The following is a 25,098-nucleotide window of genomic DNA, read 5'->3' as shown; positions in this document are numbered from 1 at the left end:
TCAGCGGATCTTCGCCGTGAGCACGTGGTCTTCCCATTGCCCGGCGATCTTCAGATAGGCGCGTGCATAACCTTCGCGCTCGAAGCCGAGCCGGGCCAGCAGTCGCGCGCTGCGCTCATTCCGCGGCAGATAATTCGCCATCACCCGATGCAGGTCCAGCTCGCCAAATGCCCAGGCAAGGGTGGCTTCAAGCGCTTCGTGCATCAAGCCGCGGCCTTGCCAGCGGCTGCCGATGCCGTAGCCGAGCAGGCAGGCCTGGAACGGCCCACGCATCACGTTGGACAGGGTCATGCTGCCCAGGATCTCCTGCTCCGCGGGATCGAACAGTGCCAGCGCATAGCCGCGATCCAGTTCGGCGACCTCGCGTGCGTCGCGCACTGCCCGCGCACACTGCTCCAGCGTGTAATAGTCGGCCGAACGCAGCGGCTCCCACGACGCCAGGTGTTCGCGATTTTCCAGGCGGAACTTCAGCAACTTCGACGCATCGGCCGGCTCTGGCAGTCGGATCACGCCATGCGCCGTTTGCAGTCGGGGCCCCTCTCTCACAGCAACCCCAGCGCCTCGGCATGATAATGGAGATGGTCATCGATGAAGCTGGAGATGAACCAGTAGCTGTGGTCATAACCGGCATGCCGGCGCAGCAGCAACGACTGCCCCGCCTCCGCACAGGCCTGGTCGAACAATTCCGGTTTCAGCTGTTTGTCCAGAAATGGATCGGCCTCACCCTGGTCGATCAGGATGGTGCCCGGGAAAGTCTGGCGCCGCACCAATTCGCAGGCGTCGTACTCAGCCCAGGCATTGGTATCTTCGCCCAGATACCGCGGCAACGCCTTGTGTCCCCATGGCACCCGGCTGGGCGCCACGATCGGCGCGAAGGCCGATACCGAGCGATACCTGGTCGGCTGCTTCAGCGCGAGGGTCAGGGCGCCATGTCCGCCCATCGAATGACCGCACAGTGCGCTGCGGGAGATGTCCACCGGGAAGTGTTCCGCCAGCAACGCCGGCAGCTCGTCGGCCACGTAGGTGTACATGTTGAAACGTGACGACCATGGCGGCTGCGTGGCGTCCAGGTAGAAACCCGCCCCCTCACCGAATTCCCAGTCGCCGGTGGCGCCGTCAAAGCCGGTGTCGCGCGGACTGGTATCGGGCATCACCAACACCAGCCCCAACTTGGCCGCCAGCCGTTGCGCACCGGCCTTGATCGTGGCGGTTTCCTCGGTGCAGGTCAGGCCGGCGAGAAAGTACAGCACGGGACAGGCCTGCTTCGCTGCCTGCGGCGGCTGGTACAGCGCAAAGCGCATGGGCCCACCGCAGGCTTGCGAGGTGTGCTGGTAAAAGCCCTGTACCCCGCCGTGCAGGCGCTGTTCGGAAATCGTCTCAAGCGTAGCCATCCTCAACCGCCTCCAGGCCGTGCATCCAGCCCCGAGCATAGCGGTGCGAGTGTGTACGCGACATTCAGCAAATGGTCCCACGCCGACCCGCCCGGACTGGTAGAATGCGCCCCTTGCGCGCCGCATTCCCGGCGCTGCCATGGTTTCGAGGTTCCCCCATGTCTTCCCCCGCTTCCGACCACGCCCCGGCTTCGCCCGGTTTTGGCGCACTCGCGCTGCATCCCGACGTTCTGCGCGTGCTGGCTGATGTCGGCTACGAATCGCCGTCACCGATCCAGGCCGCCACCATCCCGCCGCTGCTGGAAGGCCGCGACGTGCTGGGCCAGGCGCAGACCGGCACGGGCAAGACGGCCGCATTCGCCCTGCCGATCCTGTCGCGGATCAGCCCGCGCGCCGGCAAGCCGCAGGCACTGGTGCTGGCGCCCACGCGCGAACTGGCCATCCAGGTGGCCGAGGCGTTCCAGCGTTACGCCGCGCACATCCCCGGTTTCCAGGTACTGCCGATCTACGGCGGCCAGAGCTACGGCCCGCAATTGCACTCGCTCAAGCGCGGCGTGCACGTGGTGGTGGGCACGCCCGGTCGGGTGATCGATCACCTGGACAAGCACACCCTGGACCTGTCCGAGCTGAAGTATCTGGTGCTCGACGAAGCCGACGAAATGCTGCGCATGGGTTTCATCGACGATGTCGAGAAAGTGCTGCACGCGACCCCGCCCGAGCGCCAGGTGGCGTTGTTTTCGGCGACCATGCCGACGCAGATCCGCAAGATCGCGCAGCGGCACCTGAAAGACCCGGTCGAGGTCACGATCAAGTCGTCGGCATCCACCACGCCGAACATCCACCAGCGCTACTGGTTCGTCAGCGGCATGCACAAGCTGGACGCGCTGACGCGCATCCTCGAAGCCGAGCCATTCGACGCGATGATCATCTTCGCGCGCACCAAGCAGGCCACCGAAGAGCTGGCCGGCAAGTTGCAGGCACGCGGCCTGGCAGCGGCGGCCATCAACGGCGACATCGTGCAGGCGCAACGCGAGCGGGTGATCCAGCAACTCAAGGACGGCAAGCTCGACATCCTGGTGGCCACCGATGTGGCCGCGCGCGGCCTCGACGTGGAGCGGATCAGCCACGTGTTCAATTACGACATCCCGTACGACACCGAAAGCTACGTGCATCGCATCGGCCGCACCGGCCGCGCCGGTCGCAACGGCGAGGCGATCCTGTTCGTGAGCCCGCGCGAGCGCGGCATGCTGCATGCGATCGAGCGCGCCACCCGGCAGCCGATCGAGCAGATGCAGCTGCCCTCGGTCGAGGTCGTCAACGACGTGCGCATCGGCAAGTTCAAGCAGCGCATCACCGACATGCTGGCGCAGGGCGAGCTGGGCCAGTTCCAGCAACTGATCGAGCAGTACGAACAGGAGCACAACGTGCCGGCGATCGAGATCGCCGCCGCGCTGGCGCGGATCGCACAGGGCGACCAGCCGTTGCTGCTGTCACCTCCGCCCAAGCGCGAGAAGTACGAGCCGGCATCGCGCGAGCGCAAACCGCGCGAGCAGGACAACGGCGCCCGCCCGCCGCGCGAACACAAGCCGCGCACGCATGAGCCGCGCACGCATGAGCGTGCCGCGCCGCCGCGCGAATTCGGTACGCGCCCGGTGCGCGCCCACGCCACCGAGCAAGGCAAGCGCACCTACCGCGTCGAGGTGGGCCACGAGCATGGCGTGAAGCCGGGCAACATCATCGGCGCGATCGCCAACGAGGCCGGGCTGGACAGCCAGTACATCGGCCGCCTCAGCATCCGCGACCACTACAGCCTGATCGACCTGCCCGACGGCATGCCCAAGGAAGTGTTCGAGCACCTGAAAAAAGTGTGGGTCGTGCAGCAGCAGTTGCGGATCCACGAATGGGACGGCACCGACACCGGCACTAGCGCGCGGCCGGCGCACAAGCCCGGGGGCTACATGAAGCCTGTTGGCGGATCCAAGCCCCGACCCGGCGGCGGCAAGCCACCGCGACACAAGTAGGTCCAGCCAAGCAACGGGCGCGGCCGGACGGTCGCGCTCAGGCAATCTGCGGCAACGGCGGGTCGCCGGCATCGAATGGATCGAGCCAGTCCTCCGGCTGCAGCACCGGCAGCCCGTGCGCTAGCCGCGCCTTGTCGCACTGGGGGCTTGCCGCACCGGATTCCCACGAAGGCTGGACCTCGCGGCACACCGACGGTCGCCGCGGATAGATGCCGCAATGCGCGGCTTCGCCGACGACGCCCTGCAGGGCCGTGCAACGTGGCTGCGCCACGTTGGTGCCGCGCATCGCCAGGCGGTGGTGATCAAGTTTCTCGGTGAGTTCCGGTGGAACGGTTCCGCCCAGGAAAGCCTCGGCCTCGGACCAGTGGAACGCGACACGATAGTGCGCGCAACACGCACCGCAACGCAGGCAGGGATGAAGCATCGGATGACGCCAGAGCGCACCCCGAGGCGCGCAGCACGCGAAGTCTAGAGTGTGTCGGGCCGGCCAGGGATGGAACCCTGGCCGGCCTGTTCAACCACCGCTCAGAGTTGACCGGCGAACGTGTTGCATTGGTCCATCTCGCCGCTGTTGAAACCGGTCTTGAACCACTTCACGCGTTGCGCCGAGGTGCCATGGGTGAAGGTGTCCGGGCGTACCCGTCCCTGCGACTGTTGCTGCAAGGTGTCGTCGCCGATGTTGCTGGCCGCGTTCAGCGCTTCTTCGATATCTCCGGGTTGCAGCCAGTTCAACTCGCGCTGGCTGTGGTTGGCCCACACGCCGGCATAGCAATCGGCCTGCAGCTCCTGCCGCACCGAGAGTCCGTTGGCGCCGTCCATCGGCTGGCCCTGGCGCTGCAACTGCCGCACCCGATCGAACACACCAGTGAGCTTCTGCACGTGGTGGCCGATCTCATGCGCGATCACATAGGCCCGCGCAAAATCGCCCGAGGAATGCAGCTGATCCTGCAATTGCTGGAAGAACGCCAGATCCAGATACACCTTCTGGTCGGACGGGCAGTAGAACGGCCCCACCGCGCTGCTGGCACCGCCGCACCCGGTACTCACGCCGCCGCTGAACAGATGCAGTTTCGGGTCGACGTAGGTCATCCCCTTCGCCTGGAATATGTCGCCCCAGGTCACCTCGGTCGAACGCAGAATGGCGCTGACAAACGCCTTCTGCTGGGGATCGACCTGGGCCGGCACTCCGCTCTGCGTCGGCGCGCCGGTTTGCACGCTGCCCTGATCCAGCAGCGCCAGCGGGTTCTTGAAGAACACCCAACCCAGGATCGCCAGCACGATCAGGCCACCCAGTCCCATCCGGCCACCGCCCCCGCCGCCAAAGCGCCGGCCACCACGTCCGCTGTCGACTTCGACGTTGCTGCTGCTGCCACCCTTTCTCCAATCCATGATGCCCTCGCGCGCTGCGCACCGTGCTGCGGTGCCGTCGTACGACGATAGCCGCTTGGCCGCGATCACGCTACGCGCCGGTTGCAGCTAGAGTACGAACTCTTTGATCGAGGACCCGCCATGACCCAGCTACCCGCCCTGGTTACTCTGCTCACCGTATTGTTGTTGTTCGGTACCGTCGTCATGGTTGGCCGGGCTCGGGGCAAATACGAGATCAAGGCGCCGGCGGTGACTGGGCATCCGGCGTTTGAACGCGCCTATCGGGTACAGATGAATACCCTGGAGCAAACCGTACTGTTCCTGCCCACGCTGTGGCTGGCCGCGAACTACGGCTTCAGCGGCTGGGCCGGTATCGTCGGGTTGGTCTGGCTGGTAGGCCGCGTGTGGTATGCCGCCGCCTACCTGGGTGATGCCGGCAAACGCGGCCCCGGCTTCGGGCTCGGCATGCTTGCCTGGTTGGTGCTGGCGCTGATGGCCTGCATCGGCGTGATCCGCGCCATGGCCGTGGGTTGATCCTCGCACCAGACTGTTCATCCAGAGAATGCCGATCCGGACCGAAGGTCTCCGGCATGTTCTTTCGCACCACCCGTTCGCCATGGATATTCTGACCATCGACTCCGTGACCGCTCCATCCTGTACCAGACTGCCACCGGAACTACCGCGACCCATGCCTGCCCCGGGCATCTGGATGGCGCTGGGCTGGATCGCGCTCTACTTCGTGCTGCAAGCCATTGGCGGCAGCGTCGTTGCGGTGATTCTCGCCGTCGCCACCGGCCAGCTCCACTCATGGCAGGAGTTGCTGGATCTGCCCGGCGTCATCCATCGCACCCTGCAACAACCCGGCATGCAGGCGCTGCTGGTGATGATCGTGCTCGGCCTGGCCGCGGTCTCGATCATGCTGCTGATTCGGCGACGCTGGCCGCACCTGTGGCCGCTGGCGCATCCGCCCGGCTTCGGCTTCGTTCGCCCGCAACAGGCTCGCTTCCTGCTGCTGGCGGTGCTCATCGGCTTGGCTGCGCCGATTGTCGGTGGATGGCTGACCCAATGGCTGGCACAAGGCCATCCGGTCACCCAGAATATCCGGCAACTGGGCGAAAGCACGCCCCTGGCCTGGCGCGTCCCGCTGGTGCTGCTGGTGGTGAGCCTGGGCCCGCTGGTGGAAGAACTGCTGTTTCGTGGCGTGCTGTTGTCTGCGCTGCTGCAGCGCTGGGGCCGCATTGCCGCGATCGGGCTCAGCTCGCTGGCCTTTGCACTGGCCCATCTGCCCGGCCTGGGCTGGAAAATATATGCCCTGCCCGCTCTGTTGTTGCTGGCGCTGGCTCTGGCCTGGCTGCGACTGCGCTCGGGTTCGATCTGGCCCAGCGTGGTCGGCCACGGCGCCAACAATCTGCTGGCGGTGGCCGCCTGGTTCGTGGTGGCTCACCCGGGCGGATGAGGTCACCCGCTGACGGCACCGAATTCGCGCAGCAGCCGCGACGTCTCGAACAGTGGCAGGCCCATCACGCCGGAATAGCTGCCTTGCAAATACTCGACCAGCGCCGCACCACGCCCCTGGATCGCATAACCACCAGCCTTGCCGAATGACTCGCCGGTAGCCGCGTACGCGGCGATGGTCGCCTCATCGAGCGAGGCGAAGCGGACCTGCGACACGCACACATCGCTCGATTCGCGCGCGTCCGACACCAGCCACACGGCCGAGATGACCTCGTGCGTGCGCCCGGAGAGGCGACGCAACATCGCCATCGCATCGTCCGCATCACGCGGCTTGCCGAACACCTCGTCGGCCAGCACCACCTCGGTGTCCGAGCCCAGTACCACGGCATCGCCTCGCGCATCACCGGTCAGCGACATCAGGCCCGCGCGCGCCTTGTCGTGGGCCACGCGGCTGACGTAATCACGCGGCGGCTCGGCGGCATGCCGCTGTTCAACCACCTCGACCTCGATGATCGAGAAATCCACACCGATCTGCTGCAACAACTGCCGGCGGCGAGGCGATTTTGACGCGAGATGGAGCATGCGGGTTTCCGGATCACGTGGGCGACAACACAGCATAGCGGCAGCCCCGCCTGCACGCAGATGCGCCGGATCGATAGAATGACTTCTTGCCTCTCACGGCAGGAGAAATCGCCATGCACCATCGCCGCGGCTCGTGCTTGCTGTTGCTGTTTGCGGCAATGCTCTCCTCCGTCGCCATCGCCGGCACGAAGTCGGCAGAATCGGGAGCGCCCGCGGGCATGCACGCCTTCGTCGACCACTTGCTGGCGCGCATGACGCTGGAGGAAAAGGTAGGCCAGCTGAGCATCGCCGGTGCCGATCGCAAGGACCTCGACCAACTGGTGCGCGAAGGCCATCTGGGCGGCACCAACGGCGTACTGCCGGGACAGGATGTGCTGGCCCACACCCGCCGCATGCAGCAACTGGCGATGCAGTCGCGACTGCAGATCCCGCTGTGGTTCATGGGCGACGTGAACCACGGATTCCGCACCATCTTCCCCGTCCCGTTGGCGCTGGCTGCATCCTGGGATACCGCCCTGGTCGAGCGCGTGCACCGCGCCGCCGCCACCGAAGCCACCGCGGCCGGCGTGGACTGGACCTTCAGCCCGATGGTCGACATCAGCCGCGACCCACGCTGGGGCCGCGTGGTGGAAGGTGCCGGCGAAGACCCGTATCTGGGCGCCGCGATGGCGCGCGCGCAGGTGCGCGGCTTCCAGGGCAACGACCTCGCCGCACCCGACACCATGCTGGCCACCGCCAAGCACTTCGTCGGTTACGGCGCGGTGGAAGGCGGACGCGACTACAACGCCACCTACCTGCCGCAAGGCCTGCTGCACGACGTCTACCTGCCGCCGTTCCAGGCGCTGGTCGATGATGGCGTCGGTGCCGTGATGCCGGCGCTGACCACGCTCAACGACATTCCCAGCACCGCCGACCGTGCGCTGCTGACTGGCCTGCTGCGCCATCGCTGGGGCTTCGAAGGTGTGATCGTCTCCGACTTCGACGCCGTACCGGAGCTACAGCAACACGGCATCGCCGCCACGCCCGCCGAGGCCGCGCGACTGGCGCTGGCCGCCGGCATCGACATCGACCTGCACAGCGGCACCTACCTCGACCAGCTGCCTGCGCTGGTGCGCAGCGGCCAGGTGCCGATGCGTGAAATCGACGCTGCCGTGCGCCGCGTGCTGGTGGCCAAGTACCGACTGGGCCTGTTCCAGGACCCGTTCCGCTATGGCGACGCAAAACGGATGCAGCAGGTCACCCTCTCGCCAGCGCATCGCGCCTTGGCGCGTCAGGCCGCGATCGAGTCGATGGTGTTGCTGAAAAACGAGCGGCACACGCTGCCACTTTCCACCGGCCGCCGCATTGCGGTGATCGGCCCGCTGGCCGATGCACGTCGCGCCATGCTGGGACAGATGAGTGCCGAGGGGGAACCGGAAGACGTGGTGCCGATACTCGACGGTATCCGCAACGCCGCCGGTGCCGCTGCCGCGGTGACGTATGCGCGCGGCGTCGAGGTCACCGGAGATGATGTTTCCGGCATCGCGCCAGCCGTGAAAGCCGCCGCGGACGCCGACGTTGTCGTGCTGATCGTCGGCGAGGACGAGACCCTGTTCGGCGAAGGCAACAGCCGCTCGCAGCTGGGCCTGCCCGGACACCAGCTCGACCTGGCCAAGGCGATCGTGGCCACCGGCAAACCGGTGGTGGTGGTGCTGATCAATGGTCGCCCGCTGACCATCCCGTGGCTGCACGATCATGCGAGCGCCATCCTGGAAGCGTGGGTCCCCGGCGACGAAGCCGGCCCCGCCGTCGCCGACCTGCTGTTCGGCAAGGCCAACCCCTCGGGCAAACTGCCGATGACCTTTCCGCGCGACGTCGGCCAGATCCCGCTCTACTACGCCCATCTGGAAACAGGACGAGCCTGGGATCCGTCCACCCCGGTAAGCCGGCACTACACCACGCATTACACGGACGTGCCGAACACGCCGCTTTACCCGTTCGGCTACGGTCTCAGCTACACCACCTTCAGCTACGGCCCGGTGAGCCTGGACAGCAACCACCTGGACCCAGGCGGCACCCTGCACGCCAGCGTGCGCGTGACCAACAGCGGCCCGCGCCGCGGCAGCGAAGTCGTGCAGTTGTACGTGCACGACAAGGTCGCCAGCGTCAGCCCACCCGTCCGATCGCTCAAGGGCTTTCAGCGCATCACCCTGGCCCCCGGCGCCTCCACCGAAGTGCGCTTCGCGCTCCGGCCCGCCGACCTCGCGTTCTATCGCGCCAGCGGGAGCATCGGCATCGAGGCAGGCAGTTACGACGTCTACGTCGGCGGCGACTCGACCGCGACGAACTCGGCGACGTTCGAGCTGCTCGACAACTCTGCAACCAAGCGCCTGCACTCCCAGCCTGAGCAAGACTGAGCGGCACTTGGTCGCCGCGCAACGCAAGCGTCAAACGCTTGTGTTGCGTTCTGACTCGCCCCGGGGGTCCGACGAGGCGGTTCCGATGGATCACTGAAGGCCGCCCCAAAAATATTCGCTCGCAACGTGCAGAGTCGGGACAAAAGCAACCATCGCGCCCGCACCACCGGAACCCGTCAAAGCTGCTCCTGCAATACCAACCCGTACTCACAGAAGCCCTGCTCACGCTGCCAGCCAACCGACTCGTACAGCGCCTGCGCGGGCAGATTGTCGAGTGCCGTCGACAACGACAGGCTGGCGGCGCCGAGGTTGCGCGCGTGATCGGCGGCGGCGATAAGCAGCGCTCTCGCCACGCCCTGCCTGCGCGCGACTTGCGCTACAAACAGGTCGTTGAGCAGGTAGGTACGCACCGCGCGCACTGACGAGAACAGGGGATAGAGCTGGGTGAAGCCCAGGCCCACATGCTTCTCGTCGGCAGCGAGCAGGATCTGTGAATCGCGCAGCGTCAATCGTTCGGCCAGAAATCTGCGCGCACGCTCCGGACTGGCAGCCTGCCGGTAAAACTGGCGATAGCCATCGAACAGTGGCACCAGGGTATCGAGGTCGGCGGGGCCGGCGAGGCGGATTTGGCAGGTCATGGCGCGAACGGGTAGCGGGGAACGGACGAAGCATAATCGCTCGGCCACTGTGCTCGTCGTCATGCCCCTCAGGCGCGGTGGTAGGGATGCCCGGCGATGATCGTGGTGGCGCGATACAACTGCTCGGCCAGCACCAGCCGCACCAGCATGTGCGGCAGGGTCAGCGGGCCCAGTGACCAGCGCTGGTCGGCGCGTGCCAGCACCTCGGGGGCGTGACCATCGGGGCCACCGATCAGGAAGGCGACATCTCGGCCGCCCATGCGCCACTTTTCCAGTTGGGCGGCCAGCTCCTCGCTGGACCAGGTCTTGCCGCGGCCGTCCAGCGCGACCACGTGGCAGTCCGTGGGCAAGGCGGCGAGGATCGCGATGCCTTCATCATGCATCGCCCGCGCATCATCGCGGCCCTTGCCGCGGTTGCCCGGTTTCAATTCGAACAGTTCCAGCGGCAGCTCGTGCGAGAGTCGCTTCCGGTACTCCGCAAAGCCCCTGGCCACCCAGTCGGGCATGCGTTCGCCGACGGCGATCAGGCGTGCGCGCATGCTTGCCGCTCCAATGAAAATCCGCGCCTCTTGCACTCACCACGACAAGAGCCGGCGGGCAGAGCCCGCCCTACGGCGCCTTCGATCCTGCATGTGATCAACCGGGGCGTCCTGCGCAGGGAGACGGAAGCATGTCAGCCAGCTTCGGCTGCATCCATTTCGTGGCCATGGTCCCCGACCGTCCACAGCCGTTCCAGGCCGTAGAACTCGCGGATACGCGGCAGCATCACGTGAACGATCACGTCGCCCAGATCCACCAGCACCCACTCGCCTTCCTGTTCGCCTTCCACGCCCAGTGGCATCACGCCGGCTTTCTTGGCGTATTTGCCGACTTCGTCGGCGAGGGATTTGACATGGCGCGCCGAGGTGCCGGAGGCGATGACCAGCAGGTCGGCGATGGAGGTTTTGCCGCGGACGTCGATTTCGCGGACGTCCTTGGCTTTCAGTTCTTCCAGCGCGTCGATGACCGACTTGCGCAGGGTTGCCGTGGTGACGGTCTTGTTGCTACGGGCAGTACTCAAGAGGATGGGCCTCGATACAGGATCGCAGCGCAAAATGGCGCGGTCGCAGTATAACCGCCCTTTCAAAAGGCTACGTCAACGTAGTCGACCGGGGTTGGGCTGCCGGGCAAGACGATGAATGCTGGCCTTGGGACGAATGGCACTGACTCAAGCTCGTCATCCTCGCGAAAGCGAGGATCCAGCAGCCTTTGATCGTTCGCCGAAACCGGAAGGCACCGGGTTCCCGCGTTCGCAGGAACGACGGAATGGCAAGGCTTTGGGCTTGTGTAAGTGCCATTCGGCCTTGGGCCCACTTCAAACGGTACGGTTCAGGCAAGGAGGTCCGTGTACTGGGGGTGGCGTTTCATCCACGCCGCCGCATACGAACAGGCCGGCACGACCTGCCAACCGTTGTCTCGCGCCGTTTCCAGCGCCTGCTGCACCAGCGCACCGGCAATCCCGCGGCCGCCGACTGCAGGGGGTACTTCGGTGTGGGTGATCGTCATCACGGACCCGACGAGCTGGTATTCAAGCAGGCAATCGACTCCGTCGACGCGTGTGACAAATCGTCCGGCTGCCGGATCATGCTGGATGGAAGGTGACATGAGGATGCTGCCCGTGTGCGAAAGCCCAAGCATATAGGAGCAGCTCGAGCTAACCGGGCGTGAAGACCCACGCCGCCAAAATTCGCGCGGACTGCATGCCGCACCTGTCATCGTGGTATCTGTTCATCGAACCCACGCAGGAGTCTGCCATGAAGAAGTCCGCTTTCGCCCATTGGTCCGGTGGTATCAAGGACGGCCAGGGCACGATCTCGACCGAAACCGGCGTGCTGCGCGAGGCGCCGTATGGTTTCAAGTCCCGCTTCGAGGATGGACCCGGTACCAATCCGGAGGAACTGATCGGGGCCGCCCATGCGGGCTGCTATTCGATGGCATTGTCACTGGGCCTTGGGGAGGCCGGACTCACCGCCGACAGCATCGACACCAAGGCAGTGGTGAGCCTGGACAAGGACGGCGATGGCTTCACGATCAGCGCCGTACACCTGACCTGCGAGGCCAGGGTTCCGAAGGCCGACAAGGCCACGTTCGACCGCATTGCGGAGGCAACCAAGCAAGGCTGCCCCGTTTCCAAGGTGCTGAAGGCCAGGATCACGCTGGACGCCAAGCTGCTTTGAATGTCGACTCAGGCCGCGGCGACGTCGTCCAGTGATGTCGCCGTGGCTTCGTTCCGGCGTCGCCGGCGCACCGCCAGCGCCAGCTCGACCAGGACCTGCTTCGACGCATCCCAGTCCAGGCAGCCGTCGGTGATGCTCTGGCCGTAGCGCAGCGGCTGGTCGGGTCGCAGTTCCTGCCGGCCGCCTACCAGGTGACTCTCCACCATCACGCCAAGAATATTGCGGGCACCGCCGGCCACGCGCGCGGCGATGTCGTGGACCACGGCGGGCTGGTTCTCGGGCTGCTTGCCGCTGTTGGCGTGACTGGCGTCGATCATCACCCGCGCTGGCAGGCCATGCCGGTCGATCGCGGCACAGGCGGCGGCAACGCTGGCGCTGTCGTAGTTTGGTGCCTTGCCGCCACGCAGAATCACGTGGCAGTCGCCATTGCCACGGGTGGTCGCCACGGCGGCCCGACCTTCCTTGGTGACGGCCATGAAATGATGCGGTTGCGCCGCCGCCTGCACGGCATCCACCGCGATCTTCACGTTGCCGTCCGTGCCGTTCTTGAAGCCGATCGGGCACGACAGGCCGGACGCCAGTTCGCGGTGCACCTGGCTCTCGGTGGTGCGCGCCCCGATCGCACCCCAGGCAACCAGGTCGGCGATGTATTGCGGCGTGATCATGTCGAGGAACTCGCAACCGGCCGGCACGCCCAGCGCATTGATGTCACGCAGCAGCGTGCGCGCCATGCGCAATCCCTTGTCGATGTGGAAACTGCCATCGAGATCGGGGTCGTTGATCAGCCCTTTCCAACCCACGGTGGTGCGCGGCTTCTCGAAATAAACGCGCATCACGATCTCCAGCGCATCACCCAGCTCCTGGCGCAACGGGGCAAGTCGGCCGGCGTATTCCAGCGCGGCGCGCGTGTCGTGGATCGAGCAGGGCCCGATGACCACCACCAGGCGATCGTCGCGGCCGGCGATGATCGCATGCAGCGCCTGGCGTGACGCGTCGACGGTAGCCGCCGCCTCCTCGGAAACCACGCAATCGCGCATGACTTCAGCCGGTGTGCTGAGCGGGGTGATGGCGCTGATGCGCAGGTCGTCGGTGGGGTGCATGGTGGCGGCTCTCCTGGTGGGTTCCCGGATGGCGGCCAACAAAAAACCGCCAGGGATGCTGGCGGTTCGGTGAGGTTGTTCGATCAGTTCAAAACGATCGCGCCCGCGCCGCCGCCATTGGCTTCGGATAGCCGTAAAACCAGAAAAACAGGCGGGAGGTGGCGGAGTGCATGTCGCCATTGATAACACAATGGACGTCCAAATCAAACCACGAGTGTTCCGGACGATAGACTGGGCGCATGTCCTCGCCTCTCGAATTGCTGACCCGCCCCGCCCGCGAACCGATCCGCCGCTGGGTGCTGAGCGCCTTTCCGCGCCCCGAAACCGGCACTGTCGACTACGACCATCCACAGGGCGACCCCGGCTTGTTCGGCCCGGACAGCGCCACCTGGCGGGTGCATTCGGACTTTCCCGGCATGCTGGCCGGCGGACTGGCCGCCCTGACCCTGCAGACGCTGCACCCGCTGGCGCTGGCCGGCGTATGGGACCACTCCAATTTTCGCGGCGACCTGCTGGGCCGGCTGCGTCGCACCACCGCTTTCGTGGGGGGCACCACCTACGCACCACGCGCCCAGGCCGAGGCGCTGATCGCCCACGTAAGGCAGATCCACGACCACATCGTCGGGCATGGCGAAGACGGCCGGCCGTACTCGGCCAACGACCCCCATCTGCTTACCTGGGTGCACGTGAGCGAAGCGTATTGCTTCCTGCAGGGTTACCGCCGTTACAGCCACATCGCCCTGCCGTGGGGTGCCGCCGATCGCTACTACGACGAAGTGCGGCGGATCGCCGAATCGCTGGGTGCCCGCGACGTGCCCGCTTCCGAAAGTGAGGTTCTGGATTACTTCCGCCAGATCCAGCCGGAGCTGGCCTGCACCCAGCGCTCGCGGGTGGTGCTGGGCCTGCTGGCGCAGGTGCGTCTGCCGGTGCCGGCAGCGAGTCTGTCGCGGGACATGTTCCTGCTCGCGGGCAACGCCTTGTTGCCGGACTGGGCCAGCTCCATGCTCGGCCGCACGCCACGGCAACAACGCCAGGCACGCTTCGCCGCCCACGCATTGTGGTCGATCGCGCCGGTGTTCCGCGCCGCGCTGCGCGACGGCATAGCCAGCCGCGCCTGCCGACGCATGGGTGTGCCGCCGGAGCAGTTGCAGCGCTGGCATTGACAGTCCCGCCGCATCGGCTAACGTCGTCCGGCGAGCATCAATCAGGGATTCCCGTGGCGACACTCATTCCCACCCGCAACAGCTGCCTGCCGCGCATGACCGGGGGCGAGAAGCGTGTCTCCGAGCGGCTGGAACAGAAGCTCGAGGATGATTACCTGTTGTGGTACGACGTGCCGATCGGGGTGCGCCAGCGGCATCCGGATTTCGTGGTGTTCCACCCCCGTCGCGGCCTGCTCGTGCTGGAAGTGAAGGACTGGAAGGCCGATACCATCCGCCATGCCGACAGCACCCAGTTCACCCTGGTGACCGAGCGCGGCCTGGTGAAGGAACACAGCCCGCTGCTGCAGGCGCGCGCCTATGCGCTGGAAATTGGCGTGGTGCTGGAGCGCGACCCGGCGCTGCGCCATCCCGAAGGCTCCCGTTACGCCGGCAAACTGATCATGCCGTGGGGCTGGGGCGTGGTACTGGCAAACATCACCCGCAAGCAGTTCGACGAAGGCGCGCTGGGTGAGGTGCTGCCCGAGCATCTGGTGATCTGCCGCGACGAACTGTACGAGACCGTCGACGCCGAAGCGTTCCAGGAACGCCTGTGGGCCATGTTCCCGCAGGTCTACCCGGTGGCGCTCACCCTGCCGCAGATCGATCGCGTGCGCTGGCACCTGTTCCCCGAATTGCGGGTCGAAGCGGGCAGCGGCCAGTTCGGCCTGTTCGGTCCGACCGACGACGCGGTGCGGCCGCTGGAAATTCCCGATCTGGTCAAGGTGATGGATGCGCAGCAGGAGCAGCTGGCGCGTTCGATCGGCGGCGAGCACCGGATCATCCACGGCGTGGCCGGCTCGGGCAAGACCATGATCCTGGGCTTCCGCGCCATGCAGCTGGCGCGCGAGATGGGCAAACCCATCCTGGTGCTCTGCTACAACAAGACCCTGGCGGCACGACTGGAACAGCTGATCGGCGAGCGCGGCCTGAGCGAGAAAGTGCAGGTCTACAACTTCCACAAATGGTGCCGCAAGATGCTGGTGGCCTACCACGTGGATCTGCCCGCCCAGGGCAGCGAGGACTTCTTCGGCCAGATGGTGCAGAAGGTGATCGACGGCGTCGACCACGGCCAGATCCCGCGCTTCCAGTACGGCGCCGTGCTGGTCGACGAAGGCCACGACTTCGAGCCGGACTGGTACAAGCTGATCGTTCAGATGATCGACCCGGTCACCAACTCGCTGCTGGTGCTGTACGACGACGCACAGAACATCTACGGCGACACAAATCGCCGCAAGATCAGCTGGAAGAGCTTGGGCGTGCAGGCGCAGGGACGCACCACCATCCTCAAGCTCAACTACCGCAATACGCTGGAAATCCTCTCCGTGGCACGCGTGTTCGCGCAGGACCTGCTGCAGTCACGCAGCGACGACGACGATGGCGTGCCGCTGATCGCGCCGGAGAGCGCCGGCCGCCGCGGCGCCGTACCCGAACTGGTCCGCACCGACACGGCGCGCGCCCAGCTCGACGTGCTGGTGGCGCGCCTGCGCGACGAACATGCCCACGGCCGCCCCTACTCCGACATGGCCGTGCTCTACCGCAACCAGTGGGAGGGCGAAAAACTGCACGAAATCCTGCAGCGTCTCGACATTCCCAGCCGGCTTGCCGACAAGACCGGCAAGCAGACCCTGTTCGTGGTCGAGGACAGCGTGAAACTGGTCACCATGCATTCCAGCAAGGGGCTGGAATTCCCGTTCGTGATCATCCCCGGCCTGGGCTCGCTGCCCAAGGAAGGCCAGAGCGAAGCCGACGAGGCCCGCCTGCTCTACGTGGCCATGACCCGCGCCACCGAACACCTGCTGCTGATCCACCACGACGACTCGGTGTTCTCCAAACGCATCCGCGACTCGATCAACCAGGTGCAGGGGCAGTTGAACGATCGGCAATGACCTGACTGATCCCTGGTTGGTGCCTCCGCATGTAATACATCCCGCACCCAGCGACGTGCTCTTGTAGGAGCGCACCTTGTGCGCGACGCTCTTCGATCCGTGACGAAGGGCAGTCGCACACAAGGTGCGCTCCTACAGTCCACGTGCATGCAATACATCCCGCGCCCGACGTCGCGCTCTTGTAGGAGCGCACCTTGTGCGCGACGCTCTTCGTTCCGTGACGAAAGGCAGTCGCGCACAAGGTGCGCTCCTACAGCCCACGTGCATGCAATACATCCCGCGCCCAACGTCGTGCTCTTGTAGGAGCGCACCCTGTGCGCGACGCTCTTCGTTCCGTGACGAAAGGCAGTCGCGCACAAGGTGCGCTCCTACAGCCCACGTGCATGCAATACATCCCGCGCCCAACGTCGTGCTCTTGTAGGAGCGCACCCTGTGCGCGACGCTCTTCGATCCGTGACGAAAAGCAGTCGCGCACAGGGTGCGCTCCTACACGAACCGGGGTAATTCGCTGCTGGTAGCCCACCCGCACATGCGCGACAAAGCGTGGATGGAAGAAACGGCAGGCCACGAAGCACTCCGCAAAGGCCGGGTCTCGCTACCCGGGCAGGTTTATTTGCTGACCACAATCACCGAAAACCGCATTTGCCATTTCGCGGAGATGGAACTCGCCCGCGCGGCATGCCGCGTGATGCTGGAACGTCGTGCCTGGGGGGACGCAAATGCGCTGTGCTGGGTCCTCATGCCCGATCACTGGCACGGGCTGATCGAGCTGGGCGATCACGACGATCTGTCGCTGGTCATGAACCGGCTCAAATCACTCATCAGCAAGGCGCTGCATTCACGGACGCAAACGCCCTTCCGATGGGCTCGCGGCTTCCACGACCGCGCCCTGCGTCGCGACGAAGACCTGCTCACCGCTGCACGATACATCATCGCCAACCCGGTACGCGCCGGTCTCGTTACGGACGTCAAAGACTACCCATACTGGAACTCCACGTGCATGTAATACATCCCGTGCCCAGCGACGTGCTCTTGTAGGAGCGCACCCTGTGCGCGACGCTCTTCGTTCCGTGACGAATGGCAGTCGCGCACAAGGTGCGCTCCTACAGTCCACGTGCATGCAATACATCCGGCGCCCAACGTCGTGCTCTTGTAGGAGCGCACCCTGTGCGCGACGATCTTCGTTGCGTGACGAAAAGCGGTCGCGCACAAGGTGCGCTCCTACAGCCCACGTGCATGTAACACATCCCGTGCCCAGCGACGTGCTCTTGTAGGAGCGCACCCTGTGCGCGACGCTCTTCGTTGCGTGACGAAAGGCAGCCGCGCACAGGGTGCGCTCCTACACGCTGAATGAGAGTGCATGGCGGGCGTCACGCCACCTGTTAGCGGCCATTGCCGATCGAGGAGCAACGCAACCCAGGTTACGAGATATGAAAATCGACACCTCCCCAGACCGCCACGTCCATGAACAGTCCTGACGAAACGCAGACTCAACGCGCGGCAGCGGCAATGCTTGAACTGCTTGCGCTCGGCGAGGCTGAAATCCATCCTGGTTCCCTGCTGCCACAGGACCAGGTGATCTCTCGCGTGCACAACCGCTTGCTCAGCCGGCTGGAAGCTCATGGACCGGACTCGACCCGGCAGTCACCGAACGTCAGCGCGGTCTGACTGAAAGGTACTGCCGATGCTCGCCATAGCGCGTGCCGCGCGTATCCACGTTCGCGCACAGATTGCCCTTGCCGCACAAGGTGACATCGGCGCCGTTGTAGGCTTTCAGCAACTCGGCGGAAAGCTGGTTGTCGCGGATGACCCGGGTGTAGTGCAGCGACAGCCATGCACCACCGGCAAGCAACAGCGTCAGCGTCAACACAACTGCGCCCATGGTCTTCCAGATCAACTGGCGGTGCAGCCGTTGCAGGCGGCTCATCTGTTCTGCCAACGCTTGCGAAGTCCTCTCGACATGCTGCCCCGCCGCGTCCAGGCGTTTCCGGTAGGCACCCATTGATTGTCCCAGGCAATCACGCACCACCGACACCATGCCGGCGGGCAGCGTCTGCAACATATCGTCGGCAGATGTCTTGACCATCGCGGGAAATTGTTGAGTCAACCCTTCCAGCGCGTCACTCAGGGCTTGCAAGCGCGAGCTGATGGCGGCACCCCGGCGCTCGTACTGCACCATCAGGGTCGCGGTCTTGTCGATCAATGCGGTCAATTGCTCCTGTTGCACGGCGTTACTCCTGCGGTCCCGATTGATCGTGTTCACTGCTGCATGACTGGCCCCTGAGAGGGTTGCAGCAACGGCGGCGCAGTCATCCCCTGCCGTTGCGCTGCCTGCTGCTCCAGCCAGTCAGCCTGCACGTCGGCACGTTCGAGCATGTTGCGACCTGCATGGCCATGCGCCAGTGATTGATTCTCCAGGCTGAAGGCCGTCCAGTCGTTGGCCTGTCCCGCCGCAAGCAGACGATCGAGCCGCATGGACAAGTCGCTGACCGGAGCCACGCTTCTCGGCTCGGGTTTCACCGTTTGCGCGCCGGCCATCACCTTCTGCCGCTCGAACTGTCGATTGAGTTGCTCATCGCGCGGCTCGGCATTGCAAGGGTCCGTCACCTGCCCGACCTCACGCTTTGGCACCAACAGTTCGTTGTAGCCATCCGGACCGAGTCGATCAACCTTGCGACCGAGTCGATAGATCAACATGCCATCCTCCGAGCGATGCACCACGTTCAGGCGCGGGTCGTCCGGCACGCTCTGCAATTTGAGGAACGGCCGGTCGCTCAAGGCATTGAGGTAGTCGATCATCAAGTTCTCACTGCGAATGGCCAGGCCGTCGCGGTGATAGCTGCCACCTATATCCGAGTGCACCCCAGCCACCTCCACGCCAAGGAAGCGGCCGTCCGCTGTCATGCCCGGATCGATGATGCGATCAGACTTGAACAAACTGCGCCGCTCGTCCGTGGAAATGATCTGGAATCCGGAAATCACCGAGGGCGGCAGGCGGCGATCATGATCGCGCACTGGCTCGCCGGTACCCACCGCGTCGAACAGACCCACGACCTGCGCTACCTGCCCAGGTTCGACCAGCGGAGGCTTGGTGTATTCGACGTGGGTGATCTGGCCATGCCGGTCACGCGTATAGACGGCCCCTGAAGGGTCCTGGATGCCGCGCTCATGCACCAGGCGCGCGAAACCTGCAGCCTCTTCCGAGCCCCGACTGAATCCAATGTCGGCCAGGCGGATTACGGCTTCGGGATCTTCCTTCTTCCATGCCCAAGACTTGTCGATGAACAACTTGTACATCTGTTCAATGCGCTCATCGTAAGTATTGCCGTTGATACCATCCAGTGTGCGACTGAGAAAATGATCCTGTGTACCGGGACCGGGAACGTAACCGGCCGCAATCTGATCGTTTCCAGCATCGTTTATCTGCTTGTCGATCTTGGCGACGTTCGTTGCATGCTGCGGGTCCTTGAACACATCGTTGCCCGTGCCGTCGAACGCAGCGAAAAACATATGCTCGTGTGGATTGTCGGCATGCACCAGCACCGGCGCGTCAAATTGTGACAATGCCTTCGCTGCGCCAACGTAACTCTGCAGTCGCCGTGCATCCGCCTCGTAGTACGGCACGCCGTCACTGCGGATGCCGTCCATGTCCAATTGGTCTTCGTGGCTCATTCCATTGCTCCACTATCAATAAGCATGCGTCCAAACCAGAAACAGGTCATCACGCCCGTAGCTGTACTTGTTGCCCGGCATCTGCTCTGTGCGGGTCGGCACAAGCATTTTCATGTATACGTTGATGACATGGTCGTCAACTTCCAAAAAAATGTTGGGGTCTCCGGCCACCGGACCATGAAAAAAATTCGCCATGTCAGCCTTGGGCACTTTGTGCCAGATCAACTCGTCCTGGAAGATTTCCGCAATATCAACCTTGGCCTCGTGTTGCAAACCGTCCAACGATCTCCACCGCACATCTGCAGGTGGGGGAAAGTTATCGATGCCAATCTCGACGGAATTCCAAATCTTGCCTCGATCTTCGGGCGAAGGCGCAGGGGGTGTAATGTCGTCGGGTGCAACTCCCACCTGATTGCGCCCGTTGTAGATTACGTCGCACCCAATCGTGTTGTAGCAATGGGCCGCGAAGTTGTGCTTCGCAAACCGCAACGGCACCGCCAGCGTTTCTGGAGGCGGTTGGATTTTCAGGGGCTGGGTATTCATGGCGGGGTGGCATCCTGTCGTCAGTGCAGCGGCGATCACTATCAAGGGAAATACGCGGTGGCGTATGGGCTTCCGTCGGCGCATGGGGCTCTCCTGCCTCAATCTGCAACGCCGTCGAATTTACGATCCCGAGGCGCGAGGCGCAATGCGCCAGTCGACGAATTCGCGACGTCGTAAGCCTTCACAGTTTTCCCCCACAACGTGACGAGGCTTGCACCCACGGCGTCGCCGATTGATACACTGCAAACTCGGTTCGCGCGATGGGCGCGATCAGGGGTGAGTACGGGGGCAGCATGGCGGGAAACGATCGGCGGCCGATTGCGGCGCGTAGCAGTACGTGGGCGAAACGGATGACGGCAGCGCTGGTTCGCACATCGATCACGCCGAACCAGATTTCCTGTGCCAGCGTGTTTTTTGCCCTGCTGGGTGCCGGGGCGCTGCTGATGCTTGCCGACCCTTTCGGCAAGCTGTTGTGCGCTGCGTGTATCGTGCTGCGCCTGCTTTGCAACATGCTCGACGGCATGGTCGCGGTCGAGGGCGGCAAGGGCTCACCAGCTGGCGCGCTGTTCAACGAAATACCTGACCGGCTGGCCGATTCACTGTTTCTGGTCGCGCTCGGCTATGCCGCTGGCCTGCCCTGGCTGGGCTGGCTGTGCGCGCTGCTGGCGGCACTCACTGCCTATGTCAGGGTACTGGGTGGTTCGCTGGGGCAACCCCAGGATTTTCGCGGACCAATGGCCAAGCCGCACCGCATGTGGCTGCTGGTGGCGGCACTGCTGCTCGCAGCCGCCCTTCCAGCGTGGCGTCATGAACTTCTGGTCAGCGCCGCCATCCTGATTGCCGCGGGCTCGATGCTTACCTGCATCACTCGCAGCCGCGCGATTGCGCTGCGACTGCGTGCCGACAGCGCCGCATGATCACCTCGCATATCCTGGTCGGACTGGTGCGCATGCTGGTAGGAGCGCATTCGCGCTGGATCGGCTGCGAACCGACGTCCGCGCAACGGATCTACTTTGCCAACCATGCCAGCCACCTTGACACGCTGGCGCTGTGGTCGGCGTTGCCACCCAGACTTCGCGCGACCACGCGGCCAGTCGCGGCGCGTGACTATTGGGGCCACGGCGGCGTTCGCGGATTCATTGCCGACCACGGCTTCCATGCCGTGTACATCGAGCGCGATCGCACTCGCTGCGAGGGCGATCCGTTGCAACCGTTGCGCGACGCATTGGACGAAGGCGAATCACTGATCATTTTCCCCGAAGGCACGCGCAGCCAGCAGCCGCTGCCGCAACCGTTCAAGGCCGGCCTGTTCCATCTGGCCAGCGATTATCCGCAGGCGGAACTCATACCGGTTTACCTGGACACGCTGCACCGAAGCATGCCCAAGGGCAGCCTGCTGCCGGTGCCGCTGACCTGCGTGGTGCGTTTCGGCGAGGTGCTGCGATTGCAGGCGAATGAAGGCAAGGACGATTTTCTCGAACGCGCCCGCGCGGCGGTGGTGGCACTGGCATGACGGCACAGGAAAAATTCTGGTGGGTGATGGGGGGCATCCTGGCCCTGTTGCTGTTGGCCAGCACGATCGGCTGGTGGCTGGGGCAGCGGGCGCCGCAGGACAGGCGCGAGGTGATCGACAATCTCAACGCGCGCATTCGCGCGTGGTGGTGGATGGCGGCGCTTCTGTGCGCCTGTTTCCTGCTGGGAAAGATCACGACCCTGGTGTTCTTCGCACTGGCCTCGTTCTTCGCGCTGCGCGAATTCGCCACGCTCACGCCGACCCGCCGCGGCGATCACCTGCCGCTGGTGCTGTGCTTCTACATCGCCATTCCGCTGCAGTACTCGCTGATCGGCATCGACTGGTACGGGCTGTTCTCGATCTGCATTCCTGTCTACGGCTTCCTGCTGTTGCCGGCGATCACGGCACTCGGCGGTGACACCGAGAACTTCCTCGAACGCACGACCAAGATCCAGTGGGGCTTGATGCTCACGGTCTACTGCGTGAGCTACGCGCCGGCCGTGTTGTTGCTGCACATCCCGGGCTACCACGGGCAAAGCCTGTTGCTGATGCTCTACCTGTTGCTGGTGGTGCAGATCAGTGACGTGCTGCAATACGTGTTCGGCAAGCTGTTCGGCAAGCACAAGCTGGCGCCGCGGGTGAGTCCGTCCAAGACGGTAGAGGGCCTGGTCGGCGGAGGACTTTCAGCTACCGCGATCGGCGCGTGCCTGTGGTGGATCACGCCATTCTCGTTCTGGGGTTCGGCCGGCATGTCACTGGTGATCGTGCTGGCCGGCTTCCTCGGCGGGCTGGCCTTGTCTGCAGTCAAGCGCAGCATCGGTGCCAAGGATTGGGGCAGCATGATCGAAGGCCATGGCGGCATCCTTGATCGGCTCGACTCGGTGACTTTCGCCGCGCCGATCTTCTTCCATATCGTGCGCTACGCCTACATCTGACCCTGGCGATACGGCGCAAGCAGGCTCGGCGGGTCGAACAGTCCGGACGGCAACTGGTAGCGCGGCTCACGGCCGGCGGCGAGCAATTGGCGAATGCGCGTGGCGGAAATCTCCAGCGGCGTGACCGACAACGCCAGCAGATGACCCGCTGGTGCGGACAGGGCGGCGGAGTCGCCCACCCAGCGACCACTGCTCGTCCGCTGCAACGCATCCGGCAGCGGCGCCTGCTCACCCGGACGGCTGAGCACGCCGATGTGCGCCAGGTCGAACAGGCGTTGCCAGCCGTGCCAGTCCGGCAGCCCGGCAAAGGCGTCGGCGCCGAGCAGCAGCACCAGCGGGCGGTCGCCATGTTCGGCCCGCAGTTCGACCAGGGTATCGACTGTGTAGGACGGGCCGCTGCGGGTCAGCTCGCGCCCATCCGCGATCAGGCGTGACTGGTCACGCAATGCCACCTGCAACATCGCCAGCCGTTGCTGCGCACTGGCCACGGGTGGCGGACGATGCGGCGGCATGCCCGAAGGCATCATCAGGACGTCGGCATCGAGCAGCTCGGATGCTTCCCATGCCACGCACAGATGACCGAGGTGGATCGGATCGAATGTGCCGCCGAAAATCGCCAGCGGTTTCACGCCAGCGCCCGGGCGGCACGCGGTTCGGCGATGGCGGCGATCAGGCGTTCGGCCTCCAGCCATGCGTCGCCGTGCTCGCGCCCTTTCGCCATGCGATCGATCCGCGCGGCGCGCGCCAGGCATTGCAGCCAGTGGTCACGCGGCGCACGACGCAGTGCCTGGCGAAACATCTGCTCGCGCGACTGCCACAGTCGCTCGACCTTGGCTTGCGCGGCAAAATTCTGCGCGTTGGCCAGGCGCAGGGCCAACTGCAGCTGGTTGACCAGCCAGCCCATCAGGGCAATCAACTCGTCACCCTCGGATCGCAGGCCGGCGAGCACCCGCAATGCACGCGCACCGTCACCCGCAAACGCGGCATCGGTGAGCTTGAATACGTCGTAACGGGCGCTGTCGGCAACCAGGCTTTCCATCTCGGCGGCATCGATCCGGCCTTCGCCGTGCAGCACCGCGAGTTTGTCGATCTCCTGCGCGGCTGCCAGCAAGTTGCCTTCGACCCGCTCAGCCAAAAGTGCCACCGCGTCCGCCGTGGCGCTCAGCCCGCGTGAAGCCAACCGCGCACCGATCCACGCGCTCCATTCGCTTGGCCTGGGTGCATTGAGCACCACCATCGTGCCGCTGGCGTCCAGCTTTTTTGACCAGGCACCCTCGTGCTTGTTGCTCCACTGCAAGGCGGTGATCAGCAGGGTGACATCGGGCGGCGGATCGGCGCAGAACGCATTGATCGCCTTGGCGCCCTCGGTACCCGGCCGGCCGGTGGGCAAGCGCAGGTCAATCAAGCGGCGGCTGGCGAACAATGACATGCTGGCACCGGCGCGCGCGACGTCGTTCCAGTCGAAATGCGCGCCGGCTTCGAGCACCTCGCGTTCGCCGTAACCAAGCTTCCTGGCTTGTGCGCGCAAGGCATCGGCCGCTTCCAGCACCAGCAACTCGTCGCCGGCCAGCAGGTACACCGAATCGAGCCGGTCCGCCGCCAGCGCTTTCGACCATTGGCCCTGGCTCAGCGGCATCAGTCGCTGCCGGTTGCCGACGGTGGCGCAGCTTGCCTGCCCGCAGCCTGCAGGCGGAACATGATGGCCTGCACCATGTCATTGTCGAGGCTCTTCTGGATCTGTTCGACCTGCGACGCATTGCCCACCGTGTTGCTTGCGTCGTAGCTGTACTCGCGCGACATGTTGATGCTCTGCATCGGCACCAGCGTCTGCCCGTCGGAGCCGGTGACGCCGAAGCGCACCGTGTAGTGGATGGCGTACTCGCTGATCCGCGCATAGCCGCCCGAGGTCAGCGTGTCGGTGTTGAATGCGGCGGTCGGCACCCTGAGCTCGGCAATACCCGAACCGGCGTTGTCCTCGACAGTGACACCGGCGCTCTCCAGCGCGCGCGCAAGCTCGCGCTGGAAGTTGCTGCTGCCGCTGACCGTGAGGTGGACCCGCTGCATCGACGCCGGCAGCGCGGCATTCTGGCGCAGATGAAAGCCGCAGGCTCCCAGCGCAAGCGTGACGAGCAGCAACAGCAAAATCTGGAGCGGACGGCGCAGCTTGAAGGAGCTCATGG

The 25,098-nt window shown here is 64.9% G+C and carries 28 protein-coding genes; 12 read left to right on the top strand and 16 right to left on the bottom strand.

The features are described from left to right. Together AC0L58_RS06055 and fghA are read right to left on the bottom strand one after the other, a co-directional pair. Positions 1 to 510, bottom strand: a complete 510-nt coding sequence (locus AC0L58_RS06055; protein ID WP_473687664.1) for a GNAT family N-acetyltransferase — start codon at positions 508 to 510, stop codon at positions 1 to 3. A 32-nt stretch (positions 511 to 542) separates the two neighbouring features. Next, positions 543 to 1,391, bottom strand: coding sequence for an S-formylglutathione hydrolase (gene fghA, locus AC0L58_RS06050; protein ID WP_473687662.1), 849 nt, complete (start codon positions 1,389 to 1,391; stop codon positions 543 to 545). Between the two features lie 158 nt (positions 1,392 to 1,549). Between fghA and AC0L58_RS06045 the strand changes: the two genes are divergently transcribed. Continuing rightward, positions 1,550 to 3,412, top strand: coding sequence for a DEAD/DEAH box helicase (locus AC0L58_RS06045; protein ID WP_473687660.1), 1,863 nt, complete (start codon positions 1,550 to 1,552; stop codon positions 3,410 to 3,412). A 37-nt stretch (positions 3,413 to 3,449) separates the two neighbouring features. On the opposite strand, the gene AC0L58_RS06040 is transcribed toward AC0L58_RS06045, so the two are convergent. Together AC0L58_RS06040 and ypfJ are read right to left on the bottom strand one after the other, a co-directional pair. Beyond that, positions 3,450 to 3,836, bottom strand: coding sequence for a YkgJ family cysteine cluster protein (locus tag AC0L58_RS06040; protein WP_473687658.1), 387 nt, complete (start codon positions 3,834 to 3,836; stop codon positions 3,450 to 3,452). Between the two features lie 101 nt (positions 3,837 to 3,937). Next, positions 3,938 to 4,801, bottom strand: coding sequence for a KPN_02809 family neutral zinc metallopeptidase (ypfJ, locus tag AC0L58_RS06035; RefSeq protein ID WP_473687656.1), 864 nt, complete (start codon positions 4,799 to 4,801; stop codon positions 3,938 to 3,940). Positions 4,802 to 4,921: 120 nt separating this feature from the next. On the opposite strand from ypfJ, the gene AC0L58_RS06030 reads away from it, so the two are divergent. Both AC0L58_RS06030 and AC0L58_RS06025 read left to right on the top strand, forming a co-directional pair. After that, positions 4,922 to 5,314, top strand: a complete 393-nt coding sequence (locus tag AC0L58_RS06030; protein WP_473687654.1) for an MAPEG family protein — start codon at positions 4,922 to 4,924, stop codon at positions 5,312 to 5,314. A 154-nt stretch (positions 5,315 to 5,468) separates the two neighbouring features. After that, positions 5,469 to 6,236, top strand: coding sequence for a lysostaphin resistance A-like protein (locus tag AC0L58_RS06025; protein ID WP_473687652.1), 768 nt, complete (start codon positions 5,469 to 5,471; stop codon positions 6,234 to 6,236). A 2-nt stretch (positions 6,237 to 6,238) separates the two neighbouring features. On the opposite strand, the gene AC0L58_RS06020 is transcribed toward AC0L58_RS06025, so the two are convergent. Next, a complete protein-coding gene (locus tag AC0L58_RS06020) occupies positions 6,239 to 6,817 on the bottom strand; it encodes a Maf family protein (protein WP_473687650.1) in 579 nt (192 codons plus the stop codon). A 113-nt stretch (positions 6,818 to 6,930) separates the two neighbouring features. Between AC0L58_RS06020 and AC0L58_RS06015 the strand changes: the two genes are divergently transcribed. Further along, complete coding sequence (locus tag AC0L58_RS06015) at positions 6,931 to 9,213, top strand: glycoside hydrolase family 3 N-terminal domain-containing protein (RefSeq protein WP_473687648.1); 2,283 nt, start codon at positions 6,931 to 6,933, stop codon at positions 9,211 to 9,213. A gap of 176 nt (positions 9,214 to 9,389) precedes the next feature. Here AC0L58_RS06015 and AC0L58_RS06010 read toward each other — a convergent pair whose 3' ends face one another. The 4 genes from AC0L58_RS06010 to AC0L58_RS05995 form a co-directional block, all read right to left on the bottom strand. Further along, positions 9,390 to 9,851: a GNAT family N-acetyltransferase gene (locus tag AC0L58_RS06010; RefSeq protein WP_473687647.1), complete on the bottom strand. Its 462-nt coding sequence runs from the start codon at positions 9,849 to 9,851 to the stop codon at positions 9,390 to 9,392. A 68-nt stretch (positions 9,852 to 9,919) separates the two neighbouring features. Beyond that, complete coding sequence (gene rlmH, locus AC0L58_RS06005) at positions 9,920 to 10,390, bottom strand: 23S rRNA (pseudouridine(1915)-N(3))-methyltransferase RlmH (protein ID WP_473687645.1); 471 nt, start codon at positions 10,388 to 10,390, stop codon at positions 9,920 to 9,922. A gap of 134 nt (positions 10,391 to 10,524) precedes the next feature. Next, positions 10,525 to 10,911, bottom strand: coding sequence for a ribosome silencing factor (gene rsfS, locus AC0L58_RS06000; RefSeq protein ID WP_473687643.1), 387 nt, complete (start codon positions 10,909 to 10,911; stop codon positions 10,525 to 10,527). A gap of 308 nt (positions 10,912 to 11,219) precedes the next feature. Then, on the bottom strand, positions 11,220 to 11,495 hold the full coding sequence (locus AC0L58_RS05995) for a GNAT family N-acetyltransferase (protein ID WP_473687641.1): 276 nt from the start codon (positions 11,493 to 11,495) through the stop codon (positions 11,220 to 11,222). 149 nt (positions 11,496 to 11,644) lie between these two features. Here AC0L58_RS05995 and AC0L58_RS05990 point away from each other — a divergent pair, with 149 nt between their 5' ends. Continuing rightward, positions 11,645 to 12,067, top strand: coding sequence for an OsmC family protein (locus AC0L58_RS05990; protein ID WP_473687639.1), 423 nt, complete (start codon positions 11,645 to 11,647; stop codon positions 12,065 to 12,067). A gap of 8 nt (positions 12,068 to 12,075) precedes the next feature. Here AC0L58_RS05990 and AC0L58_RS05985 read toward each other — a convergent pair whose 3' ends face one another. After that, positions 12,076 to 13,167 (bottom strand): 3-deoxy-7-phosphoheptulonate synthase, encoded by a 1,092-nt coding sequence (locus AC0L58_RS05985; protein ID WP_473687637.1) that lies wholly within the window; start codon positions 13,165 to 13,167, stop codon positions 12,076 to 12,078. 239 nt (positions 13,168 to 13,406) lie between these two features. Between AC0L58_RS05985 and AC0L58_RS05980 the strand changes: the two genes are divergently transcribed. The 4 genes from AC0L58_RS05980 to AC0L58_RS05965 all read left to right on the top strand — a co-directional run bounded on the left by AC0L58_RS05980 (position 13,407) and on the right by AC0L58_RS05965 (position 17,923). Continuing rightward, positions 13,407 to 14,330, top strand: a complete 924-nt coding sequence (locus AC0L58_RS05980; protein WP_473687635.1) for an oxygenase MpaB family protein — start codon at positions 13,407 to 13,409, stop codon at positions 14,328 to 14,330. A 53-nt stretch (positions 14,331 to 14,383) separates the two neighbouring features. Then, positions 14,384 to 16,255, top strand: a complete 1,872-nt coding sequence (locus AC0L58_RS05975) for a 3'-5' exonuclease (RefSeq protein ID WP_473687633.1) — start codon at positions 14,384 to 14,386, stop codon at positions 16,253 to 16,255. A 529-nt stretch (positions 16,256 to 16,784) separates the two neighbouring features. Beyond that, positions 16,785 to 17,261, top strand: coding sequence for an REP-associated tyrosine transposase (locus AC0L58_RS05970; protein ID WP_473687631.1), 477 nt, complete (start codon positions 16,785 to 16,787; stop codon positions 17,259 to 17,261). 503 nt (positions 17,262 to 17,764) lie between these two features. Next, entirely contained in the window at positions 17,765 to 17,923 is a 159-nt protein-coding gene (locus tag AC0L58_RS05965; RefSeq protein ID WP_473687629.1) for a hypothetical protein, read from the top strand. Here AC0L58_RS05965 and AC0L58_RS05960 read toward each other — a convergent pair. Genes AC0L58_RS05960 through AC0L58_RS05950 form a run of 3 tightly spaced genes read right to left on the bottom strand, consistent with a single transcriptional unit; the run spans position 17,910 to position 20,470 of the window. Continuing rightward, entirely contained in the window at positions 17,910 to 18,482 is a 573-nt protein-coding gene (locus tag AC0L58_RS05960; RefSeq protein WP_473687627.1) for a relaxation protein, read from the bottom strand. The two genes, AC0L58_RS05965 and AC0L58_RS05960, sit on opposite strands and share 14 nt — an antisense overlap. Positions 18,483 to 18,514: 32 nt before the next feature. Further along, complete coding sequence (locus AC0L58_RS05955) at positions 18,515 to 19,927, bottom strand: T6SS phospholipase effector Tle1-like catalytic domain-containing protein (protein ID WP_473687625.1); 1,413 nt, start codon at positions 19,925 to 19,927, stop codon at positions 18,515 to 18,517. 15 nt (positions 19,928 to 19,942) lie between these two features. Then, positions 19,943 to 20,470, bottom strand: coding sequence for a hypothetical protein (locus tag AC0L58_RS05950; protein ID WP_473687623.1), 528 nt, complete (start codon positions 20,468 to 20,470; stop codon positions 19,943 to 19,945). Positions 20,471 to 20,763: 293 nt separating this feature from the next. On the opposite strand from AC0L58_RS05950, the gene AC0L58_RS05945 reads away from it, so the two are divergent. The 3 genes from AC0L58_RS05945 to AC0L58_RS05935 are packed head-to-tail and all read left to right on the top strand — an operon-like array spanning position 20,764 to position 22,918. Beyond that, positions 20,764 to 21,387, top strand: coding sequence for a CDP-alcohol phosphatidyltransferase family protein (locus AC0L58_RS05945; RefSeq protein WP_473687621.1), 624 nt, complete (start codon positions 20,764 to 20,766; stop codon positions 21,385 to 21,387). Next, complete coding sequence (locus AC0L58_RS05940) at positions 21,384 to 21,983, top strand: lysophospholipid acyltransferase family protein (RefSeq protein ID WP_473687619.1); 600 nt, start codon at positions 21,384 to 21,386, stop codon at positions 21,981 to 21,983. Before AC0L58_RS05945 ends, AC0L58_RS05940 begins: the two co-directional genes overlap by 4 nt. After that, positions 21,980 to 22,918: a phosphatidate cytidylyltransferase gene (locus AC0L58_RS05935; protein ID WP_473687617.1), complete on the top strand. Its 939-nt coding sequence runs from the start codon at positions 21,980 to 21,982 to the stop codon at positions 22,916 to 22,918. The genes AC0L58_RS05940 and AC0L58_RS05935 overlap by 4 nt, the downstream gene beginning before the upstream one ends. On the opposite strand, the gene nadD is transcribed toward AC0L58_RS05935, so the two are convergent. Genes nadD through AC0L58_RS05920 form a run of 3 tightly spaced genes read right to left on the bottom strand, consistent with a single transcriptional unit; the run spans position 22,909 to position 25,096 of the window. Continuing rightward, positions 22,909 to 23,547 carry a nicotinate-nucleotide adenylyltransferase gene (nadD, locus tag AC0L58_RS05930; RefSeq protein WP_473687615.1) on the bottom strand — a complete coding sequence of 213 codons (639 nt, stop codon included), beginning with the start codon at positions 23,545 to 23,547 and terminating at the stop codon, positions 22,909 to 22,911. The two genes, AC0L58_RS05935 and nadD, sit on opposite strands and share 10 nt — an antisense overlap. After that, a complete protein-coding gene (holA, locus tag AC0L58_RS05925; protein ID WP_473687613.1) occupies positions 23,544 to 24,554 on the bottom strand; it encodes a DNA polymerase III subunit delta in 1,011 nt (336 codons plus the stop codon). The genes nadD and holA overlap by 4 nt, the downstream gene beginning before the upstream one ends. Beyond that, positions 24,554 to 25,096, bottom strand: a complete 543-nt coding sequence (locus tag AC0L58_RS05920) for an LPS-assembly lipoprotein LptE (protein WP_473687611.1) — start codon at positions 25,094 to 25,096, stop codon at positions 24,554 to 24,556. The genes holA and AC0L58_RS05920 overlap by 1 nt, the downstream gene beginning before the upstream one ends. Positions 25,097 to 25,098 lie beyond the last annotated feature (2 nt).

Source organism: Rhodanobacter sp. G2-10 (genome assembly GCF_055809185.1).
The sequence above is the reverse complement of the archived record's forward strand: the minus strand, read 5'-3'. Positions and strand labels throughout refer to the sequence as shown.

Coding starts and splice junctions, on each gene's coding strand:
- fghA (WP_473687662.1), bottom strand. CDS start 1,391: ATGGCTACGCTTGAGACGATTTCCGAACAGCGCCTGCACGGCGGGGTA.
- AC0L58_RS06045 (WP_473687660.1), top strand. CDS start 1,550: ATGTCTTCCCCCGCTTCCGACCACGCCCCGGCTTCGCCCGGTTTTGGC.
- AC0L58_RS06040 (WP_473687658.1), bottom strand. CDS start 3,836: ATGCTTCATCCCTGCCTGCGTTGCGGTGCGTGTTGCGCGCACTATCGT.
- ypfJ (WP_473687656.1), bottom strand. CDS start 4,801: ATGGATTGGAGAAAGGGTGGCAGCAGCAGCAACGTCGAAGTCGACAGC.
- AC0L58_RS06030 (WP_473687654.1), top strand. CDS start 4,922: ATGACCCAGCTACCCGCCCTGGTTACTCTGCTCACCGTATTGTTGTTG.
- AC0L58_RS06025 (WP_473687652.1), top strand. CDS start 5,469: ATGCCTGCCCCGGGCATCTGGATGGCGCTGGGCTGGATCGCGCTCTAC.
- AC0L58_RS06020 (WP_473687650.1), bottom strand. CDS start 6,817: ATGCTCCATCTCGCGTCAAAATCGCCTCGCCGCCGGCAGTTGTTGCAG.
- AC0L58_RS06015 (WP_473687648.1), top strand. CDS start 6,931: ATGCACCATCGCCGCGGCTCGTGCTTGCTGTTGCTGTTTGCGGCAATG.
- AC0L58_RS06010 (WP_473687647.1), bottom strand. CDS start 9,851: ATGACCTGCCAAATCCGCCTCGCCGGCCCCGCCGACCTCGATACCCTG.
- rlmH (WP_473687645.1), bottom strand. CDS start 10,390: ATGCGCGCACGCCTGATCGCCGTCGGCGAACGCATGCCCGACTGGGTG.
- AC0L58_RS05995 (WP_473687641.1), bottom strand. CDS start 11,495: ATGTCACCTTCCATCCAGCATGATCCGGCAGCCGGACGATTTGTCACA.
- AC0L58_RS05990 (WP_473687639.1), top strand. CDS start 11,645: ATGAAGAAGTCCGCTTTCGCCCATTGGTCCGGTGGTATCAAGGACGGC.
- AC0L58_RS05985 (WP_473687637.1), bottom strand. CDS start 13,167: ATGCACCCCACCGACGACCTGCGCATCAGCGCCATCACCCCGCTCAGC.
- AC0L58_RS05980 (WP_473687635.1), top strand. CDS start 13,407: ATGTCCTCGCCTCTCGAATTGCTGACCCGCCCCGCCCGCGAACCGATC.
- AC0L58_RS05970 (WP_473687631.1), top strand. CDS start 16,785: ATGCGCGACAAAGCGTGGATGGAAGAAACGGCAGGCCACGAAGCACTC.
- AC0L58_RS05965 (WP_473687629.1), top strand. CDS start 17,765: ATGCTTGAACTGCTTGCGCTCGGCGAGGCTGAAATCCATCCTGGTTCC.
- AC0L58_RS05955 (WP_473687625.1), bottom strand. CDS start 19,927: ATGAGCCACGAAGACCAATTGGACATGGACGGCATCCGCAGTGACGGC.
- AC0L58_RS05950 (WP_473687623.1), bottom strand. CDS start 20,470: ATGAATACCCAGCCCCTGAAAATCCAACCGCCTCCAGAAACGCTGGCG.
- AC0L58_RS05945 (WP_473687621.1), top strand. CDS start 20,764: ATGGCGGGAAACGATCGGCGGCCGATTGCGGCGCGTAGCAGTACGTGG.
- AC0L58_RS05940 (WP_473687619.1), top strand. CDS start 21,384: ATGATCACCTCGCATATCCTGGTCGGACTGGTGCGCATGCTGGTAGGA.
- AC0L58_RS05935 (WP_473687617.1), top strand. CDS start 21,980: ATGACGGCACAGGAAAAATTCTGGTGGGTGATGGGGGGCATCCTGGCC.
- holA (WP_473687613.1), bottom strand. CDS start 24,554: ATGCCGCTGAGCCAGGGCCAATGGTCGAAAGCGCTGGCGGCGGACCGG.
- AC0L58_RS05920 (WP_473687611.1), bottom strand. CDS start 25,096: ATGAGCTCCTTCAAGCTGCGCCGTCCGCTCCAGATTTTGCTGTTGCTG.